Here is a 17,628-nt window from a genome sequence, read left to right on the forward strand (position 1 = left end):
TTTCCGCATGACCGATAAAGACAGCGTCGTCTCCCCCGTCAGCCTCGTCGCCGAGGACGAGCCCGACCAGCCGCCGGTCACCCCCGAGCTGGAGGACCTGTACCGCAGCTTCGAGAAGGCCCTGCTGGTGCCGCTGTGGACGCGCATCGGCGACCTGATGCCCGCGCACCCCACGTCGAAAGCGCAGCCGCACCGCTGGGAGTGGGCCTCCCTGCTCGACCTGGCGCACCGGTCCGGCGACCTCGTGCCGGTCGGGCGCGGCGGCGAGCGACGCGCCATCGCGCTGGCCAACCCGAGCCTCGGGGGCAGGCCGTATGCCACCCCCACCCTGTGGGCCGCCATCCAGTACCTGATGCCCGGCGAAGACGCCCCCGAGCACCGGCACACCCAGAACGCCTTCCGGTTCGTCGTGGAAGGCGACGGCGTGTGGACGGTCGTGGAGCGCGACCCGGTCCCCATGCGACGCGGTGACTTCCTGCCGCAGGCCGGCCTGAACTGGCACGCCCACCACAACTCCGCCGACACGCCCATGGCCTGGATCGACGGCATCGACATCCCCTTCCAGTACGACATCGAGGCGCAGTTCTTCGACTTCGGCCGGGACGAGCTGTCCGAGGAGGAGCACGCGACGCCCGACCGCTCGCGCTCGGAGCGGCTGTGGGGCCACCCCGGGCTGGTGCCGGTGTCGCAGTTCCGGTCCCATGAGGGCACTCCGCTGCTGCGCTACCGCTGGCAGGACACCGACGCCGCGCTGACCGACCAGCTGGAACTGGAGCGCGCGGGTCATCCCGGCACCGTCGAGCCGGGACACGCGCTGGTGCGCTACGCGAACCCCACCACCGGCGGGGATGTCCTGCCGACCATCCGGACGCAGTTCCACCGCATCCGCAGCGGGGCACAGACGGCACCGCGCCGTGAGACCGGATCGTCGGTGTACCAGGTCTTCGACGGCTCGGGCCGCGTCACCGTCGGCGATCACTCCTGGTCCGTCCAGCGCGGCGACCTGTTCGTCGTCCCGTCCTGGATGCCGCTGACGGTCCGCTCGGAGGCGTCGGCGTCCGACTCCGACTCCGGTGCCCTCGATCTGTTCCAGTTCAGCGACGCTCCCCTGTTCAGCAAGCTCAACCTGTTCCGCGCCCACGTCGAGGAGAACCACGCGTGAAGCTCGCCACCATCCGTCTCGAAGACCGCACTACGGCGGTTCGCGTCGAGGGAGACTCCCTCATCGACCTCGGCCTGCGCGACGTGGGCGCCGTGCTGGCAGCCCCGGGCGCTCTGGAGGCCGCGGCGACCGCCGACGGCCCGCGCCGCGACGCCGACGGCGCGCTGTTCGCATCGCTCGTCCCGCGCCCTGGCAAGGTGGTCTGCGTCGGCCTGAACTACCAGACGCACATCAAGGAGATGGGCCGCGACCTGCCCGAATTCCCCACCCTCTTCTCCAAGTTCGCCGACACGCTCATCGGTGCCCGGGACGAGATCCACCGCCCTGTCGAAACCGAGCAGTTCGACTGGGAGGCCGAACTGGCGGTCGTCGTCGGCCGTCAGGTACGGCGCGCCAACGAGGCGGCGGCCGAGCAGGCCATCGCGGGTTTCACGGTGCTCAACGACATCACGTGCCGCGACTGGCAGTTCCGTACCCGTGAGTGGCTGCAGGGCAAGAACTGGGACGCCACCACCCCGGTCGGCCCGTACCTCGTCACGCCGGACGAGGTGGGCGGCCTGCGCCCCGCCCTGGACATCCGGTGCGAGGTCAACGGCCAGGTGATGCAGCAGGACAACACGGGTGACCTGCTGTTCGGCCCGGTCGACCTGGTCCGCTACGTCTCCACGATGATCCGCCTCAACCCCGGCGACATCATCGCCACCGGCACCCCGGGCGGCGTCGGCCACGCCCGCACCCCGCAGGTCTTCCTCAACGAGGGCGACACCGTGGTCACCGAGATCGAGGGGCTGGGCCGCCTGGAGAACCGCGTGGTCCTGAACGGTGCGCGATGAGAACCCTGGAAACGACGCTGGGCTTCGCCTCCGAGGGCACGGCGCTGGTCCGCAAGGCGCTCGCCGTCCTCGACGAGGAGTCGTACGGCGCGCCCTCGCCGCTGCCCGGCTGGACCCGCAAGCACGTCGTCGCCCATCTCGCCGGCAACGCCGAGGCGATCGGCAACCTCGTCCACTGGGCCCGCACCGGCGAGCCGACACCGATGTACAGCTCGCCGGAGCAGCGCACCGCCTCCATCGAGGCGGGAGCGCAGCTGCCCGGCAGCCGGCTCACCGCGTGGTTCGAGGAATCCGCGGAGAAGCTGTCCCACGCCATGGCCCAGCTGGCCGAGGAGCAGTGGAAGGCGGAGGTGGTGACCGCTCAGGGCCGGACGGTGCCCGTGAGCGAGACGCCGTGGATGCGCAGCCGGGAGGTCATGGTGCACGCCGTGGACCTCGGCACCGGACTGCGGTTCGCGGATCTGCCCGAGGCGTTCCTCGCCGAGCTGCGCGAGGACATCCTGGCCAGACGCGGCCGCGACAGCGTCCCCGCGGTCCATGGCAGCCCGGCAGAGATCACCGCCTACCTCGCCGGCCGCCCGTACACGGGTGTGGCGACCGCTGACGGCGCTCCCGCCCAGCCCCTCACGCCCTGGCTGTGACCACACGGGAGAAGAAGTTGACCACACTTGACACGGACCGCCCCGACGTGATCGTCATCGGCGGCGGCATAGGCGGCCTCTCGGCGGCGCTGGCCCTCACCCGCAAGGGACTGAAGGTGCGCCTGTATGAGCGTGCGTCGGAGTTCGGCGAAGTCGGCGCCGGCCTCCAGATCGCCCCCAACTGCACCCGGATCCTGAACGACTACGGCCTGCTCGACGAGGCCACCACGCTCGGCGTCCTGCCCGAGCGCATGATCATGAAGGACGCCGTCGACGGCGGCGAGCTCACCCACCTCGACCTGAAGGACCTGGAGCGCCGCTACGGCTTCCCGTACCTGGTGATCCACCGCAGCGACCTGCACGGCATCTTCCTCCGTGCCTGCGAGCGGGCGGGCGTCGAGCTGGTCACGGACGCGCACTGCGTGGCGTACGAGAACACCCCGGGCGGCGCGCGCGTCACCTTCGCCGACGGCCGCAGCGACCGGGCCGAGGTCGTCATCGCCGCCGACGGGCTCCACTCCGTCGCTCGCAGGCTGCTCGTGCACGACGAACCCGTCAGCTCCGCCTACGTCGCCTACCGCGGCGCGGTCCCGTTCGACCAGGTGCGCGCCAACGATGTCCACGAGAGCGCCGTCGTCGTCTACGTCGGGCCGCGCTGCCACTTCGTGCAGTACCCGCTGCGCGGCGGCCAGATGTTCAACCAGGTCGCCGTCTTCGAGTCGCCCAAGGCCCTGGCCGGCAAGGAGGACTGGGGCACACCGGACGAACTCGACCGGGCCTTCGACGGCATGTGCCCACAGATCAAGGCCGGCCTGCCGCTGATGTGGCGCGACCGCTGGTGGCGTATGTACGACCGCGAGCCCATCGCGAACTGGGTGACCGGCCGCATCGCCCTGCTCGGCGACGCCGCCCACCCTCCGCTGCAGTACATGGCCCAGGGCGCCGTCATGGCCATCGAGGACGGCTGGGTGCTCGCCGAACGCGTCGGCGCCCTGCGGACCGAGCGGTCGGAGGAAGGCTCCGGCGTCGACTGGGAGGCGGCACTCGCCGCGTACGAGGCCGTACGTCCCGAACACTGCCGCCGGGTGATGACCACCGCACGCTCCTGGGGCGCGCTGTGGCACCACGACGGCGTCAAGCGACTCCAGCGCAACGCGCTGCTGCGCGCCCGCGACCCCCACGACTATTCCTTCACCGACTGGGTCTACGGCCCCACGGCGCTGACTCCCGAACAGGAGCCGGAGCTCTACCGAGCCATTCCCCTGGAATCGGCCGCAGTCGTCGCCGAACAGAATTCTCCCGGCGATTTCCGATAACGCACATCCGGGCGTCACAAGAGTCCGCTGTGGCACCCCTCGGAGATGACTGTTTGCCGCCGCCCGGCCCAGGTCGCAGAATGGGAGAACCTTGACAGACAAGAGGTTATCCGCAGGACGATTGGGCCTCGTTTCGCTGAAAGTGCCGCGGATGTCGTCATCGATGGCCGCGTCATCAATTGCTGCGTCGTCGCCGTTGCCGGCATCGAGAAGGTGAACATCTGGTCGTCGATGTCAGCGGAATTCCCTGATTCCAGACCCGATCGTCTCCTGGCACTCCCCCACGAACCCCGAGCGAGGAGCGCACCCACGACAACCGCCGTCCCCAACACCATCGAAGGCAAGGCCGTCTTCGTCAACGGCGGCTTCACCACGCGCTGACGCCCGCCGTTCCGGTCCGCACCTCATCGGGTGCGGACCGGAACGGGCCCACATCGGCCCCATCCTGCCCAGCCTCGCTTCTGGAGTACTTATGACCACCTCACCCGCCCTGCACTGGATCGACGGAGAGTGGGTCGACTCCGGCACGTATCACGACAGCTTTGACCCCGCTACGGGCAAGGTCATCGGCCAGTACGCCGAGGGCAGCACCGAGATCGCCGCACAAGCCATCGCCGCGGCCAAGCGCGCCTTCGACGAGACCTCGTGGAAGGACGACCGGCAGCTGCGGGCTCGTGTCCTGCTCGAGACGGCCGATGCCTTCGCCCGCAGCACGGACGAGCTGGTCGAGACCCTGGCCCTGGAAAACGGCAAGCTCAAGCAGCACGCCCGTTTCGAAGTCGAGATGGTGCCGTCCAAGCTGCGCTTCGCCGCGTCCGTCGTACGCACCGACTACGGGCGTGCCCTCGAGGTGGCGCCAGGTGTGTTCTCCATGGTGCTCAGCCAGGCCCGCGGCGTGGCCGGCATCATCGTCCCCTGGAACTCGCCGGTCGTGCTGCTGATCCGCTCCCTCGCGCCCGCGCTGGCGGCCGGCTGCACGACCGTGGTCAAGATGCCGAGCCAGACCGCACAGACCAATTCGCTGGTGTACCGGATCCTCTCCGAGGTCGAGTCCCTGCCGCGCGGGGTGATCAACGCCTTCACCGAGCAGCACAGCGAGGGCGCCCGCCTTCTCGTGGCTTCCCCGGACGTGCCGTGCATCAGCTTCACCGGCAGCACCGGCGTGGGCAAGGCGATCTCCGCGAGCGGCGCGGAGCACCTCAAGCGCTTCGGGCTGGAACTGGGCGGCAAGACCCCGATGATCGTCTTCGATGACGCCGACCTCGATGCCGCGGTGCCCGCGCTGGTCAACTCCCTGGTGGTGTTCAACGGGCAGTTCTGCATGACCGGCAGCCGCCTGCTGGTCCAGAGCGGGATCGCCGGCGAACTGCGCCGCCGGCTCATCGCCCACATCGAAGCGCTGCGGGTCGGCCCCGCGGCCGATCCGGCCAGCGAGCTCGGTCCCGTCATCGACAAGCCGAACATGGAGCGCATCGACAAGACGGTGGAGGAGGCGATCGCGGCCGGCGCCGAGCCCCTCGTCCGCGGCGGCCCGGTCCTCGACGGTCCGCTCGCCGCCGGTTCCTTCTACCGGGCCTCGCTCCTGGAAGTGGCGGACAACTCGCTGGACATCGTGCAGGAGGAGACCTTCGGACCGGTGATGACCCTGCAGGTCTTCGACACCGAGGCCGAGGCCGTCGCGCTGGCCAACGACAACAAGTACGGGCTGGCCGCGAGCATCTGGACCCGGGACATCGACCGCCCGCTCCGCGTGGCCCGAGACGTTCAGGCGGGCACGATCTGGATCAACGACTGGGCGAAGATCTACGACGAGTTCGAAGAAGGCGGGGTCAAGGATTCCGGGCTGGGCCGGATGAACGGCATCGCGGTGATGGACGACTTCCTCGAGTACAAGCACATCACGATCAGCCCGGGCACCCTGCCACGCACCCAGCCCGGGGCCCCTGCGACGTGAGACGGGGCGAGGAGGGATGACACCACTGTCTGGCAGTACGGGTGCGCCGGACCAGGAGGTCACGGTCATGGTCACCCGGTGCGTCGACCCCGGCCACGAGGAAGCGTTCGAGGAGTGGGCCCGCGGCATCCTGGGCGCGGCATCCCGCTTCCCCGGAAGCCTCGGCACCGGTCTGCTGCGGCCCGAACAGCCGGGCGGCCCCTGGAACATCCTGCTGCGATTCGAGGATCCCGCCTCGTACCGTGCCTGGAACGAGTCCGCCGAGCGGGCCGACTGGTTCGCCCGCGCCGGCCGTCACCATGCCGAGGACACACGCCGCGAACTGCACGGCATGGAAGGCTGGTTCGCCACCACGCCGGCCGGCTCGGGGCGACAGCCGCCCTCCCGGTGGAAGATGGCGGTCGCCGGCACTCTGTCGATCGCCCCGCTCAGCCTCGCCGCCACCCTGTGGCTGTCGCCTCACCTGGCGATGGCTCCCGCGCTGCGCTCGCTGGTCACCGCACCCCTGCTCAGTTTTCTCATGACCTACCTGGCGCTCCCCGTCGTGACGCGCGTGCTGCGGCGCTGGCTGTACACACGGCCGCCCGCCCGTCCTGCCCCGCACACCCGGCGGTGAATCACGCGCGGTGCGTGGTCAGCTGGTCTGCCCGGCGCGGCGGCGGCAGTACTGCGCCTGATCGACACCGGTCAGGCATGACACGCCGGGGTGCCGGCGCCTGGGAGCGGTGCGGCACCCCGGGCCGGCGCGACATGCCTCGTACGACACGTCTCACCCGCCGTATCGGATGTGGACGCCCTTGGTCTGCGTGTACGACTCGAGTTCCTCGATGTCCTCCTCGCGCCCGAGTCCGCTGTCCTTGAATCCGCCGAAGGCGGTGCCCGGCACATGCCGGGAGACCTCGTTGACGCACCGCAAGGTCACCGTGAACTCCCTGATGCCTGGGCCCATCGACGGCGCGGGCATCTTCACCGGGGTCGCCGACGACGACCCGCACAAGAAGATCCTGGCCGACAGCGTCCCCCTCGGACGCCTGGCCACGCCCACCGACGTGGCCGACGTCGCCGGATTCCTCGCCTCGGATGAGTCTTTCTTCATCACCGGCGAGGAGATCCTCATGAACGGCGGCTCCAGCAACTGAGCGGCCGCGAGCCCGTCCCCGCCCCTGTCACCGAGGGGCGGGGACAGGTGCTTCACCGGGCCATCCGTCCTCCGCGCGAAGTGAGGGGCCGTCACATTGGCAGAGTCCTTGATGGTTGGCCAGCTCAGACGGCTTGTAGCCGAACCGTTGCCGTTCCATCGGATGTCCCCCACAGCGACCGCATAGTCTGAGGTGCCGTCAATGACCCGTTCAGCCAGGGGGAGTTACACCATGCGATCGATACGCCCGCCTTTCGCCGCCCGTCGAGGGAGGAGCGCGCGCGGCAGAACCTCCCCCGTACTCGCCGCAGTCGGCCTCGCCGCGGCGCTGGCGCTGACGGCGACCGCCTGCAACTCGGGCGACGACACGGCCGGTGGCGGGGCCACCGCGTCCGCCGCCCAGAACGGCGACGACAAGATCCAGATCCCGGACGACATCAAGGACAAGCTCAAAGACCACGGGATCGACATCGACAAGTGGAAGAACGGCGCCTGGAAGAACTGGGACAAGGACGACTGGCTGCGCGAGGCCGACGATTTCATCAACCCCATCATCAAGGATCTGTGGGACCCGGACCGGATGCGTGAGGCCGACGACCCGCACAAGGACAAGGGCGTCGACGAGAGCGACCTCTCCGGTGACCAGGGAGTCACGGACCCGACTCCGGCTCCCGTGACCGCGCAGGCGGTGAAGGCCGCGTACCACGACAGCGTCCCTGAGGCCGGCAAGGTGTTCTTCGACTCCCCCGAGGGCACGATGGTCTGCTCGGCGACCGTGGTGCAGGACCCGGCGCACCCGGGCAAGTCCAACCTCGTGTGGACCGCGGGCCACTGCGTACACGCCGGCAAGAAGGGCGGCTGGTACCGCAACATCGCCTTCGTGCCCTCGTACAACGACTCCGGCAAGACCGCCGCGCAGCTGGAGAGCGCCAAGCGCGAAGAGGTCGCTCCGTACGGTGTCTGGTGGAGCGACTGGGCACAGACCTCGGACCAGTGGATCGAGCAGGGCGGTTCCACCGGCGGCCAGGGAGCCCCGTACGACTTCGCCGTGCTGCATGTGACGCCGGAGAAGGGCAGCGGCGGCAAGTCCCTGGAGGAGACGGTCGGTTCGGCCCTCCCGGTGAACTTCAGCGCTCCCGCGGTCACGGAGGTGTCGAGCATCACGGCGACCGGCTACCCGGCGGCGGCGCCGTTCGACGGCCAGACGCTGTACCAGTGCGCGGACAAGCCGGGACGGCTGTCGATCGCGAAGCCCGACCCGACGATGTACCGCATCGGATGCACCATGACCGGCGGCTCGTCCGGCGGCGGCTGGGTGGCCGCGGGGTCGGACGGCAAGCCCGCGCTGGTGTCCAACACCTCGATCGGACCGGTCAAGACCGGCTGGCTGGCGGGCCCGCGGCTGGGTGATGTGGCCAAGGGTGTGTACGACTCGGTGAGCGGGAAGTTCGCCGGGCAGTGACGCGCGGAACGTAACAGGGTTCGGACAGACGGCGGTTGGCCGGTTCACAGGAACCTTCACCGGCCCACCGCCGTTCGTCCCCAAGTGCGCGGGCATAGTGGGGTGTCGCGTTCGGACGGGCTCCCCGGAGAGCTGGCCCGCGCCTGACAAGCACATGACAGACAAGCTCCAACGGGGGTTACCACACGATGCGTTCCTCACGAAGGCGTCGCACCTTCCTCGCCTCGGCCGGCCTCGTCGCGGCCTTGGCGCTCACTGCGACCGCCTGCGGCTCCGGCGACTCCGGCGGCTCCGGGGACGACAAGGCGAGCGGCGAGTCCGCCGCTTCGTCGTCGCAGAACGGCGACGACAAGATCGAGGTCCCGGACGACATCAAGGACAAGCTCAAAGACCACGGCATAGATGTCGATCAGTGGGCGAACGGCGGCTGGAAGAACTGGGACAAAGGCAAGTGGCTCAGTGAGGCCAAGGACTTCGTCAACCCGGTGATCGAGGGGCTGTGGAAGCCCGAGCGGATGAAGTCCGCCAAGGACCCGGACAAGACGATCTCGGCGCAGGACGCGGCGGCCGACCAGGGCGTCAGCGACCCGGCTCCGGCGCCGGTCGAGGCCAAGGCCGAGAAGACGCCTTACCACGACCACGCCGCTCCCGTCGGCAAGGTCTTCTTCGACTCCCCCGAGGGCTCGATGGTCTGCTCGGGCACGGTCGTCAAGGACGTCAACCACCCCGGCAAGTCCAACCTCGTGTGGACCGCGGGCCACTGCGTGCACGCCGGCGGCAGCGGCGGCTGGTACCGCAACATCGCGTTCGTCCCGTCCTACAACGACCTCGGCAAGTCGGAGTCCGAGCTGGGCGGCGCCACGGCGCCGGAGATCGCCCCGTACGGCCAGTGGTGGGCGGACTGGGCCTCGACCTCCAACGAGTGGATCTCGGGCGGCGACGAGGCGGGCGGCGCGGGCGCTCCGTACGACTACGCCGTGCTGCACGTGAAGCCGCAGCAGGGCACCAAGTCCCTTGAGGAGACGGTCGGCAACGCGCTGGACGTGGACTTCTCCGCGCCGTCCACCCAGGACGTCAGCGCGATGGGAGCCTGGGGCTACCCGGCGGCACCGCCGTACAACGGTCTCACCATGTTCAAGTGCGTCGACAAGCCGGGCCGCCTCTCGCTGGACCCGACCCTGCCGACGATGTACCGCATCGGCTGCACCATGACCGGCGGTTCGTCCGGCGGCGGCTGGTTCCGTGTCGTCGACGGCAAGACGAAGCTCGTCTCGAACACGTCGATCGGCCCCGCCGACAACACCTGGCTGGCGGGACCGCAGCTGGGCCCGGGCGCCGAGAAGCTCTACGAGACCATGAGCGAGGAGTACGGCGGCCAGTAGACGCCGTCCACTTCAAGGCATGACGAAGGCCCGCCCCCTGAAGGGGCGAGGGGGCGGGCCTTGGTGCCGTTGGCGCCAGAACGCCGGCGCCGCTGGGCTCAGAGCGCCGGTGCCGTTGGCGCCAGAACGCCGGCGCCGCTGGACTCAGAGCGCCGATGCCGGAACGTACGGCGCCAGATCAGCCGCCAGCTCCTCGTGCACCCGCACCTTGAGCAGCGTGCCCTCCGGGGTGTGCTCCTCGGAGATCACCTCGCCCTCGGTGTGGGCGCGGGCGACCAGCTTGCCGTGCGTGTACGGCACGAGCGCCTCGATCTCGACCGAGGGGCGCGGCAGCTCGTTGTCGATGAGTGCGCGCAGCTCGGCGATGCCCTGGCCGGTACGGGCGGAGACCGCGATGGAGCGCTTCTCGATCCGCATCAGCCGCTGGAGCACCAGCGGGTCGGCCGCGTCCGCCTTGTTGATCACGACGATCTCGGGCACGTCCGTCGCGCCGACGTCCCTGACCACCTCGCGTACGGCGGCCAGCTGCTCCTCCGGATCCGGGTGTGAACCGTCCACCACGTGCAGGATCAGGTCGGACTCGCCGACCTCCTCCATGGTGGAGCGGAAGGCCTCGACCAGGTGGTGCGGCAGGTGGCGTACGAAGCCGACCGTGTCGGCCAGCGTGTACAGCCGCCCGCTCGGGGTCTCGGCCCGGCGCACGGTCGGGTCGAGGGTCGCGAACAGCGCGTTCTCGACCAGCACGCCCGCGCCCGTGAGGCGGTTGAGCAGCGAGGACTTGCCCGCGTTGGTGTATCCGGCGATGGCGACCGAGGGCACCTTGTGGCGGCGGCGCTCCTGGCGCTTGATCTCGCGGCCCGTCTTCATGTCCGCGATCTCCCGGCGCATCTTCGCCATCTTCTCGCGGATACGGCGCCGGTCCGTCTCGATCTTGGTCTCACCGGGACCACGGGTGGCGAGGCCGCCGCCCTTGCCGCCGCCCATCTGACGGGACAGCGACTGACCCCAGCCGCGCAGCCTCGGCAGCATGTACTGCATCTGCGCGAGAGCGACCTGCGACTTGCCCTCTCGGGACTTGGCGTGCTGGGCGAAGATGTCCAGGATCAGGGCCGTACGGTCGATGACCTTGACCTTGACGACGTCTTCGAGGTGGATCAGCTGGCCGGGGCTCAGCTCACCGTCGCAGATCACGGTGTCGGCACCGGTCTCCAGGACGATGTCCCGCAGCTCATAGGCCTTGCCGGAACCGATGTACGTGGCCGCGTCCGGCTTGTCACGGCGCTGGACCACGCCGTCGAGCACGAGCGCGCCCGCGGTCTCCGCGAGGGCCGCCAGCTCGGCAAGCGAATTCTCCGCGTCCTGAATGGTCCCCGTGGTCCACACACCGACGAGCACCACACGCTCCAGACGGAGCTGTCGGTACTCGACCTCGGTGACGTCCTCGAGCTCGGTGGAAAGGCCCACCACGCGGCGCAGGGCCGCGCGCTCGGAGCGGTCGAACTGATCACCGTCCCGCTCGCCGTCGATCTCGTGGCTCCAGGCGACGTCCTCTTCCATCAGGGCATCGGCCCGAAGACCCTCGGGGTAGTTCTGCTCGAAGCTCTGCGCGTCCTGGGAAGGGGAAGAAGAGGAGGTCATTGGATCCTTACGTCGATGGGGACAGCGATACGGCGACGGACGCCGCCCGTCACAGGGACAACGTCCGCGGCCACTGGGAGATTCCCGGTTTCTGCCGGGGCAACCGTCCAGGGGGCCGCGCCGCCGACTCGAAGATGGTCGCACGGCACGGCCCGTCTCGTCACGCGGTTATCAGGCGCCCTTGCGCTCCTGCGGGGCGTCGCTCTTCCAGTCCGGGTGGCCGGGCATCGGCGGTGTCTTCTTGTTGTAGAGCCACGCCTTGAAGAATCCGCTCAGGTCGCGGCCGGTGAGGCCGGAGGCGAGCTCCACGAAGTCGGCCGTCGACGCGACGTCATCGCGGTGCGCGCTCACCCAGACGCGCTCCAGGCGCTCGAAGGCGGGACGCCCGATCTCCTGGCGCAGCGCGTACAGGGCCAAGGCCGCGCCGTCGTAGACGTTCGGCCGGAAGATGCTGATCTTCTGGCCGGGCTTGGGTGCCTTCGGAGCCGCGGGCGGCCCGCCGGCATCCCGCCAGGAGTCGGACGCCCGGTAGGCCGCCCTCATCCGGTCCTCCAGGGGCTTGTGCGCCTTCTCCTCGGCATAGAGGGCCTGGTACCAGGTGGCGTGCCCCTCGTTGAGCCACAGGTCGGACCAGGTGCGAGGGCTGACGCTGTCGCCGAACCACTGGTGCGCCAGCTCATGCACCATGATCGACTCGACGTACCACTTCGGGAACGCGGGATCGGTGAAGAGCTCTCTCTCGAAGAGAGAGAGCGTTTGTGTCTCCAATTCGAAGCCGGTCTGCGCGTCGGCCACGAGCAGCCCGTACGTCTCGAAGGGGTACCGCCCGACCTTCCCCTCCATCCAGGCGACGTGGTCGGGGGTCTTCTTGAGCCACGGTTCGAGCCGCTCGCTGTCCTTGGCGGGCACGACATCGCGGAGGGGCAGGCCGTGCGGCCCCGCCCGGTGCGGCACCGTGGAACGGCCGATGGACACCTGGGCCAGCTCGGTGGCCATGGGGTGCCGGGTACGGTACGTCCAGGTGGTCGACCCGCCGGCACGGTCCGCTCCGGCCGGGACACCGTTGGCCACGGCCGTGTACTCGTTGGGCGCGGTCACGTGGATCGTGAACATCGCCTTGTCGGAGGGATGGTCGTTGGACGGGAAGACCAGGTGCCCCGCATCGGCCTGGTTGGCCATCGCGAGCCCGTCCTTGGTCCGCACCCAGCCGCCCTCCTGGCCCGTCGCGGGAACCGGGTCGCTCGTGTGGTGCACGGTGACGCGCATCCAGCGGCCTTCGCCCACCGGCTCCGCCGGCGTCACGACCAGGTCCTCTCCGGCGCTCGTGAACGTCGCTCGCGCTCCGTTGACCTCGACCGACCCCACCGTTCCGCGCGCGAAGTCGAGGTTGACGCGCTCGAGCCGGGAGGACGTCACGGCGTCGATCGTGGTGACGGCCGTGAGCGGCTTGCTGTTGGTGCCGGGATAGGTGAAGGCAAGGTCGTACGACGTGACGTCGTATCCGGGGTTGCCCAGGTTCGGGAAGAGCCGGTCGCCGATACCGAGCGGCGTGGCGGGTGAGGGGGCGCTCGCGGCGATCAGGCAGACGGAGACGGCCGAGGAGAGCAGGGCCGCCTTGACGCGGCGGGTTCGGGGACGGGGGACTCTGGAGCGGGGGGTCAGCGGCATGGACCACCGCTACCAGCGCACACGCGTCCGACGGTGACGACGCGCGCCGGGCCCACCCGAATGAGTAGCGGTACGGAGGCTCATTGCGCGCGGGGCGTCGGGGCGCGTCGTGCGCTGGGGGCCTGTTCCCCGCTGGAGGCCGACCGCTTGTTCCGTACTGAAGGCCTACTGCGCACCTGCACTGAAGGCCTACTGCGCGCCTGCCGCCTGGTGCTGCGCCCGGCTCACGTCGTACACCCCCGCTACGTTGCGCATCGCCCGCATCAGCGCGGGCAGGCGCGCCGCGTCCGGGAGTTGCAGCGTGTACGTGTGCCGTACGCGCTGCTGGCTGGGCGGTTCGACGGTCGCCGAGACGATGGCGACGCCCTCCTGGGCGATGGCTTCGGTGAGGTCGGCGAGCAGATGCGGTCGCCCGAAGGACTCGGCGACCAGCGCGACCCGGCACTCGGTGGTGTCGCCCCAGCGCACGCCGACTTCAGCGCGCCCCGTGCTCTTCATGCGCGCCACGCCGGCGCACTCCACGCGGTGGACCGTCACCACACCCCCGCGCACGGCGAAGCCGGTCACCTCGTCGGGCGGTACCGGAGTGCAGCAGCCCGCGAGCCGTACAGACGCGCCGGGCTGGTCGACGACGGCGTTCGCGGCGGGCCGTGCGGCGCGCGCGTCGGCGGCAGGCCGGGGGGTCGCCGCGGGCTGCTCCGGGGGCTCCGTCTCGCCGGATGAGGGATGCGCGGTGCCGCTGGGCGAGGGATGCGCGGCGAGCCAGCGCTGGATGGCGATCCGCGCGGCGGGCGTGTGCGCGTGCTCCAGCCACTCCCTGGAGGGCTCGGACGCGGGGTCCTGCCCCATGAGGAGCTGCACGGTGTCGCCGTCCCGCAGGAGCGTACTCAGCGTCGCCAGGCGGCCGTTGACGCGGGCGCCGATGCAGGCGTGTGCGTCCTCGCCGTACTGCGCGTAGGCCGCGTCCACGCAACTGGCGCCCTCGGGGAGTCCCAACGAGCCGCCGTCGGCGCGGAAGACGGTGATCTCGCGGTCCTGGGCGAGGTCCTCGCGCAACGTGGACCAGAACGTGTCCGGGTCCGGGGCGCCTTCCTGCCAGTCGAGCAGCCGGGAGAGCCAGCCGGGGCGGGTGGGGTCTGCGCGCTCGCCGTCGAAGGGACGGTCCCCGGCGCCGTCCGCCTGCTCCTCCGAAGGAGGAGCGTAGGGATTGCCGAGTGCGATGACCCCGGCTTCGGCGACCTTGTGCATCTGGTGGGTGCGGATGAGGACTTCGGTGACCTGGCCGTCTCCGCGTGCGACCGCCGTGTGCAGCGACTGGTACAGGTTGAACTTGGGTACGGCGATGAAGTCCTTGAACTCCGAGACCACCGGGGTGAGACAGGTGTGCAGTTCGCCGAGGACCCCGTAACAGTCGGCGTCCTCGTTCACGAGCACCAGGAGCCGTCCGAAGTCGGCGCCGCGCAGGGGGCCGCGCTTGCGCGACACCCGGTGCACGGAGACGAAGTGCCGTGGCCTTATGAGGACTTCGGCCTGGATCCCGGCATCGCGCAGGACCGTGCGTACCTCCTCGGCGATCTCCGCGAGCGGATCGTCGTCGCGGGCCGCGTTGGCGGCGATCAGCTCGCGGGTGTGCTCGTACTCCTCGGGGTGCAGGATCGCGAAGACGAGGTCTTCCAGTTCGGTCTTGAGCGCCTGCACGCCGAGCCGTTCGGCGAGCGGGATCAGCACGTCCCGGGTCACTTTGGCGATGCGCGCCTGTTTCTCGGGGCGCATCACGCCGAGGGTGCGCATGTTGTGCAGCCGGTCCGCGAGCTTGATCGACATCACGCGGACGTCGTTGCCGGTCGCGACCAGCATCTTGCGGAACGTCTCGGGCTCGGCGGCGGCCCCGTAGTCGACCTTCTCCAGCTTGGTGACGCCGTCGACCAGGTAACAGACTTCGTCGCCGAACTCCTTGCGCACCTGATTGAGCGTCACCTCCGTGTCCTCGACGGTGTCGTGGAGCAGGGACGCGGTCAACGTCGTGGTCTCCGCGCCGAGTTCGGCGAGGATCAGGGTCACGGCGAGCGGGTGCGTGATGTACGGCTCGCCGCTCTTGCGCATCTGGCCTCGGTGCGAGGACTCGGCGAGGACGTACGCCCGGCGCAGTGGCTCCAGGTCGGCGTCGGGGTGGTGGGCGCGGTGGGCCTCGGCCACGTGGCCGATCGCGTCGGGCAGCCGGTCGCGGGCCGCCGGGCCGAGCAGCGCGGCCCGGCCCAGGCGGCGCAGATCGATGCGGGGACGGCTCTTCCTGCGGTGCGATGGGGGTGCTCCCTGCTCGGAGTCCCCCCGCTCGTGCGAAGTCGGGAGAGGAGGAGGGGCCGAGAGCTTGGAGGAGGGCGTTGCAGGGCCTGGCGTCGCGGGATTCGTCGCCTCCGCACTCATGGGCACCTCCGGCTGCGTAGACCGGCGGACGGGTGCCCCAGGGCGTACGCGGCTCAGGGGATGGCTCGATCCCCCGCCCGGGCCGGTGCTTGATGCTACCGAGCCCACCACGCTCGGCTGACCGCCTCTCGCCGAGCGTGAAACGGATCACCCATTCGAGCGACGGTTTGGGGGTTTATGGTTTCGAACTCTTGGAAGGAGCGGGGGTTATGGCGCGGAAAACCCGGAGGCGTACGCGTCCGGGCGGATGCGCTCACTGGCGATGAGTGCGTCGCGCACGCGCGCGTGGAGAGCGTTGTCCGGCGTCCTGCGCGACGCGCGGTACGCCCGCGTGCACGGTGCGCGCCCAAGGCGACGCGCTCACCGCTCCGGGGCCTCAGCGCTGCGCGGCCCCAGCGATGCGAGGTCTCAGCGCCGTGACGCGGCCCACCAGTCCGCGTCGATCTCGCCCTCGGCGACGATCACCGCTGGGCCCGTCATCTCGATCTCGCCGTCCGGGCGCACGGTGATCACCAGGCGTCCGCCGGGCACGTCCACGGTGTACGTCGCCGGGGTCCCGGTCACGGCCGGGTCGGCGCCGTCGCGGCGAGCCGCGGCGACGGCCACGGCGCACGCGCCCGTGCCGCACGAGCGGGTCTCTCCGGCGCCGCGCTCATGGACGCGCAGGGCGACGTGGCGCGGGCCGCGGTCGGCCACGAACTCGGCATTGACCCCGTCCGGGTACGCCGACGCCGGGCTGAAGGACGGCGGCGTGAACAGGTTGCCCGCGTGCGCGAGGTCGTCCACGAAGGCGACGGCGTGCGGGTTGCCCATGTTGACGTTGCGCGCGGGCCAGCTGCGCTCGCCGACGCTCACGGTGACGTCCCCTTCGGGGAGGATCGCCTTGCCCATGCCGACGGTGATGTCGCCGTCCTTGGCCAGGTGCACGGTCTTCACGCCCCCGCGCGTGGCGACCGCGATGTCCCCTTCGGTCACATGTCCGGCGTGCTGGAGGTAGCGCACGAAGACACGGACTCCGTTGCCGCACATCTCCGCGATCGAGCCGTCGCCGTTGCGGTAGTCCATGAACCACTCCGCCTCGGCCGCCATCCCCTGCGCCTCGGGGTGCGCGGCGGACCGTACGACATGCAGCAGACCGTCACCGCCGATGCCCGCTCGGCGGTCGCACAGGGTGGTTACGGCTGCCGGGGGAAGGTCGATGACGTTCTCCGGGTCCGGGATGATCACGAAGTCGTTCTCGGTCCCGTGGCCCTTGAGGAAGGCGATCCGCGTGCTCATTCCTCGATCGTACGGGGTCCGTACGACACCCGGGCGTGCGCGGGGGCGTCAGCGCAGCCGGGCCGCATGGTGAGGTAAACGCGGCCGGGCCTTGCCGTGGCTGAGTGCCGGCCGGGTCACGCCGTGGGCTCAGCGCAGCCGGGCCACGCGCCACACGGCGAGCACCGCCACCGCCGCGACCACCACGACGTACGCGATCACCACGCGCCAGTCCAGACGGCTGCCGGAGCCGCGCTGCGGGAACCCCGGCCACGTGTACCCGACCCGGCGGGCGGCCATCATGCCCCAGCCCGCCGCGCACGAGCAGATCAGCAGGCCGAGCATGGCCACCACGGCGCCGCCGTCACCGAACTCGAAGGCCAGCGGGAAGGCGAACATCAGCGAGCCGATCGCGGCCAGCGTCACGATGGGCGCGAGCTGCCAGATGCGCAGCCGGCGCTGCGGGCGCAGCTCGACCTCGACCTCGGGCTCCGGGGACATCTCGTCGGGCCCGGGCCCATCGGCGGTCACCCCGCCCGGGGTGTCCTCGGGGCCGTCGGAACTCAGACGGTGTCCGTCCGGATCGATATTCAGACGATCTTCGTCCGAATCGGCACCGTGCTCAGTGTCTCGTGCAGTGTCGCGAGGGCCGGCCTCCATCGCCACGCGCCCTCCCAACTCGGACTTCACTGGTCGATCGAAGCTCGATGATGGCACGGCGCCAGAGGCCGCGATGACGGCCGGAGCGTCCCG

Annotated in this window: 16 protein-coding genes; 10 read left to right on the forward strand and 6 right to left on the reverse strand. The window is 70.3% G+C overall.

The window, feature by feature from the left end; all coding sequences use genetic code 11:
* Positions 1–7 precede the first annotated feature (7 nt).
* The 7 genes from C4B68_RS10300 (at position 8) to C4B68_RS10325 (ending at position 6,522) form a co-directional block, all read left to right on the forward strand.
* Positions 8–1,162, forward strand: coding sequence for a cupin domain-containing protein (locus tag C4B68_RS10300; protein ID WP_099503912.1), 1,155 nt, complete (start codon positions 8–10; stop codon positions 1,160–1,162).
* Positions 1,159–1,995, forward strand: a complete 837-nt coding sequence (locus tag C4B68_RS10305) for a fumarylacetoacetate hydrolase family protein (protein ID WP_099503914.1) — start codon at positions 1,159–1,161, stop codon at positions 1,993–1,995. The genes C4B68_RS10300 and C4B68_RS10305 overlap by 4 nt, the downstream gene beginning before the upstream one ends.
* Positions 1,992–2,636, forward strand: coding sequence for a maleylpyruvate isomerase family mycothiol-dependent enzyme (locus tag C4B68_RS10310; RefSeq protein ID WP_099503915.1), 645 nt, complete (start codon positions 1,992–1,994; stop codon positions 2,634–2,636). Before C4B68_RS10305 ends, C4B68_RS10310 begins: the two co-directional genes overlap by 4 nt.
* A 47-nt stretch (positions 2,637–2,683) precedes the next feature.
* Positions 2,684–3,952 carry an FAD-dependent monooxygenase gene (locus tag C4B68_RS10315; protein WP_099504032.1) on the forward strand — a complete coding sequence of 423 codons (1,269 nt, stop codon included), beginning with the start codon at positions 2,684–2,686 and terminating at the stop codon, positions 3,950–3,952.
* 45 nt (positions 3,953–3,997) lie between these two features.
* A complete protein-coding gene (locus tag C4B68_RS41305) occupies positions 3,998–4,333 on the forward strand; it encodes a hypothetical protein (RefSeq protein ID WP_143674376.1) in 336 nt (111 codons plus the stop codon).
* Positions 4,334–4,424: 91 nt separating this feature from the next.
* Positions 4,425–5,906, forward strand: a complete 1,482-nt coding sequence (locus C4B68_RS10320) for an aldehyde dehydrogenase family protein (protein WP_099503917.1) — start codon at positions 4,425–4,427, stop codon at positions 5,904–5,906.
* A 16-nt stretch (positions 5,907–5,922) separates the two neighbouring features.
* Entirely contained in the window at positions 5,923–6,522 is a 600-nt protein-coding gene (locus C4B68_RS10325; RefSeq protein WP_099503919.1) for an antibiotic biosynthesis monooxygenase, read from the forward strand.
* Positions 6,523–6,675: 153 nt separating this feature from the next.
* Here the strand turns inward: C4B68_RS10325 and C4B68_RS43125 are convergent, their stop codons facing one another.
* Positions 6,676–6,828: an aldehyde dehydrogenase family protein gene (locus tag C4B68_RS43125; RefSeq protein WP_240634288.1), complete on the reverse strand. Its 153-nt coding sequence runs from the start codon at positions 6,826–6,828 to the stop codon at positions 6,676–6,678.
* A 13-nt stretch (positions 6,829–6,841) separates the two neighbouring features.
* On the opposite strand from C4B68_RS43125, the gene C4B68_RS43130 reads away from it, so the two are divergent.
* The 3 genes from C4B68_RS43130 (at position 6,842) to C4B68_RS10340 (ending at position 9,888) form a co-directional block, all read left to right on the forward strand.
* Positions 6,842–7,045 carry an SDR family oxidoreductase gene (locus tag C4B68_RS43130; protein ID WP_240634289.1) on the forward strand — a complete coding sequence of 68 codons (204 nt, stop codon included), beginning with the start codon at positions 6,842–6,844 and terminating at the stop codon, positions 7,043–7,045.
* A 231-nt stretch (positions 7,046–7,276) separates the two neighbouring features.
* Positions 7,277–8,506, forward strand: a complete 1,230-nt coding sequence (locus tag C4B68_RS10335) for a trypsin-like serine peptidase (RefSeq protein ID WP_099503923.1) — start codon at positions 7,277–7,279, stop codon at positions 8,504–8,506.
* A gap of 188 nt (positions 8,507–8,694) precedes the next feature.
* On the forward strand, positions 8,695–9,888 hold the full coding sequence (locus C4B68_RS10340) for a trypsin-like serine peptidase (protein ID WP_099503925.1): 1,194 nt from the start codon (positions 8,695–8,697) through the stop codon (positions 9,886–9,888).
* A 144-nt stretch (positions 9,889–10,032) separates the two neighbouring features.
* Here C4B68_RS10340 and hflX read toward each other — a convergent pair whose 3' ends face one another.
* The 5 genes from hflX to C4B68_RS10365 all read right to left on the reverse strand — a co-directional run bounded on the left by hflX (position 10,033) and on the right by C4B68_RS10365 (position 17,535).
* Positions 10,033–11,526 carry a GTPase HflX gene (gene hflX, locus C4B68_RS10345; protein ID WP_099503927.1) on the reverse strand — a complete coding sequence of 498 codons (1,494 nt, stop codon included), beginning with the start codon at positions 11,524–11,526 and terminating at the stop codon, positions 10,033–10,035.
* A 171-nt stretch (positions 11,527–11,697) separates the two neighbouring features.
* The gene (locus C4B68_RS10350; protein WP_099503929.1) at positions 11,698–13,194 is read right to left on the reverse strand and encodes a M1 family metallopeptidase; all 1,497 of its coding nucleotides are present in this window, start codon (positions 13,192–13,194) and stop codon (positions 11,698–11,700) included.
* A 189-nt stretch (positions 13,195–13,383) separates the two neighbouring features.
* Positions 13,384–15,618 (reverse strand): RelA/SpoT family protein, encoded by a 2,235-nt coding sequence (locus C4B68_RS10355; RefSeq protein WP_099503931.1) that lies wholly within the window; start codon positions 15,616–15,618, stop codon positions 13,384–13,386.
* A 408-nt stretch (positions 15,619–16,026) separates the two neighbouring features.
* Entirely contained in the window at positions 16,027–16,896 is an 870-nt protein-coding gene (gene dapF / locus C4B68_RS10360) for a diaminopimelate epimerase (protein ID WP_099503933.1), read from the reverse strand.
* Positions 16,897–17,025: 129 nt separating this feature from the next.
* Positions 17,026–17,535 carry a hypothetical protein gene (locus C4B68_RS10365; protein WP_099503935.1) on the reverse strand — a complete coding sequence of 170 codons (510 nt, stop codon included), beginning with the start codon at positions 17,533–17,535 and terminating at the stop codon, positions 17,026–17,028.
* Positions 17,536–17,628: the final 93 nt, after the last annotated feature.

The organism is Streptomyces dengpaensis (genome assembly GCF_002946835.1).
Classification (GTDB): domain Bacteria; phylum Actinomycetota; class Actinomycetes; order Streptomycetales; family Streptomycetaceae; genus Streptomyces; species Streptomyces dengpaensis.

What these genes read in the sequence shown, in the direction of transcription:
- C4B68_RS10300 (WP_099503912.1), top strand. Translation starts at nt 8, where the DNA reads ATGACCGATAAAGACAGCGTCGTCTCCCCCGTCAGCCTCGTCGCCGAG.
- C4B68_RS10310 (WP_099503915.1), top strand. Translation starts at nt 1,992, where the DNA reads ATGAGAACCCTGGAAACGACGCTGGGCTTCGCCTCCGAGGGCACGGCG.
- C4B68_RS41305 (WP_143674376.1), top strand. Translation starts at nt 3,998, where the DNA reads ATGACTGTTTGCCGCCGCCCGGCCCAGGTCGCAGAATGGGAGAACCTT.
- C4B68_RS10320 (WP_099503917.1), top strand. Translation starts at nt 4,425, where the DNA reads ATGACCACCTCACCCGCCCTGCACTGGATCGACGGAGAGTGGGTCGAC.
- C4B68_RS10325 (WP_099503919.1), top strand. Translation starts at nt 5,923, where the DNA reads ATGACACCACTGTCTGGCAGTACGGGTGCGCCGGACCAGGAGGTCACG.
- C4B68_RS43130 (WP_240634289.1), top strand. Translation starts at nt 6,842, where the DNA reads ATGCCTGGGCCCATCGACGGCGCGGGCATCTTCACCGGGGTCGCCGAC.
- C4B68_RS10335 (WP_099503923.1), top strand. Translation starts at nt 7,277, where the DNA reads ATGCGATCGATACGCCCGCCTTTCGCCGCCCGTCGAGGGAGGAGCGCG.
- C4B68_RS10340 (WP_099503925.1), top strand. Translation starts at nt 8,695, where the DNA reads ATGCGTTCCTCACGAAGGCGTCGCACCTTCCTCGCCTCGGCCGGCCTC.
- hflX (WP_099503927.1), bottom strand. Translation starts at nt 11,526, where the DNA reads ATGACCTCCTCTTCTTCCCCTTCCCAGGACGCGCAGAGCTTCGAGCAG.
- C4B68_RS10350 (WP_099503929.1), bottom strand. Translation starts at nt 13,194, where the DNA reads ATGCCGCTGACCCCCCGCTCCAGAGTCCCCCGTCCCCGAACCCGCCGC.
- C4B68_RS10355 (WP_099503931.1), bottom strand. Translation starts at nt 15,618, where the DNA reads ATGAGTGCGGAGGCGACGAATCCCGCGACGCCAGGCCCTGCAACGCCC.
- dapF (WP_099503933.1), bottom strand. Translation starts at nt 16,896, where the DNA reads ATGAGCACGCGGATCGCCTTCCTCAAGGGCCACGGGACCGAGAACGAC.
- C4B68_RS10365 (WP_099503935.1), bottom strand. Translation starts at nt 17,535, where the DNA reads ATGGAGGCCGGCCCTCGCGACACTGCACGAGACACTGAGCACGGTGCC.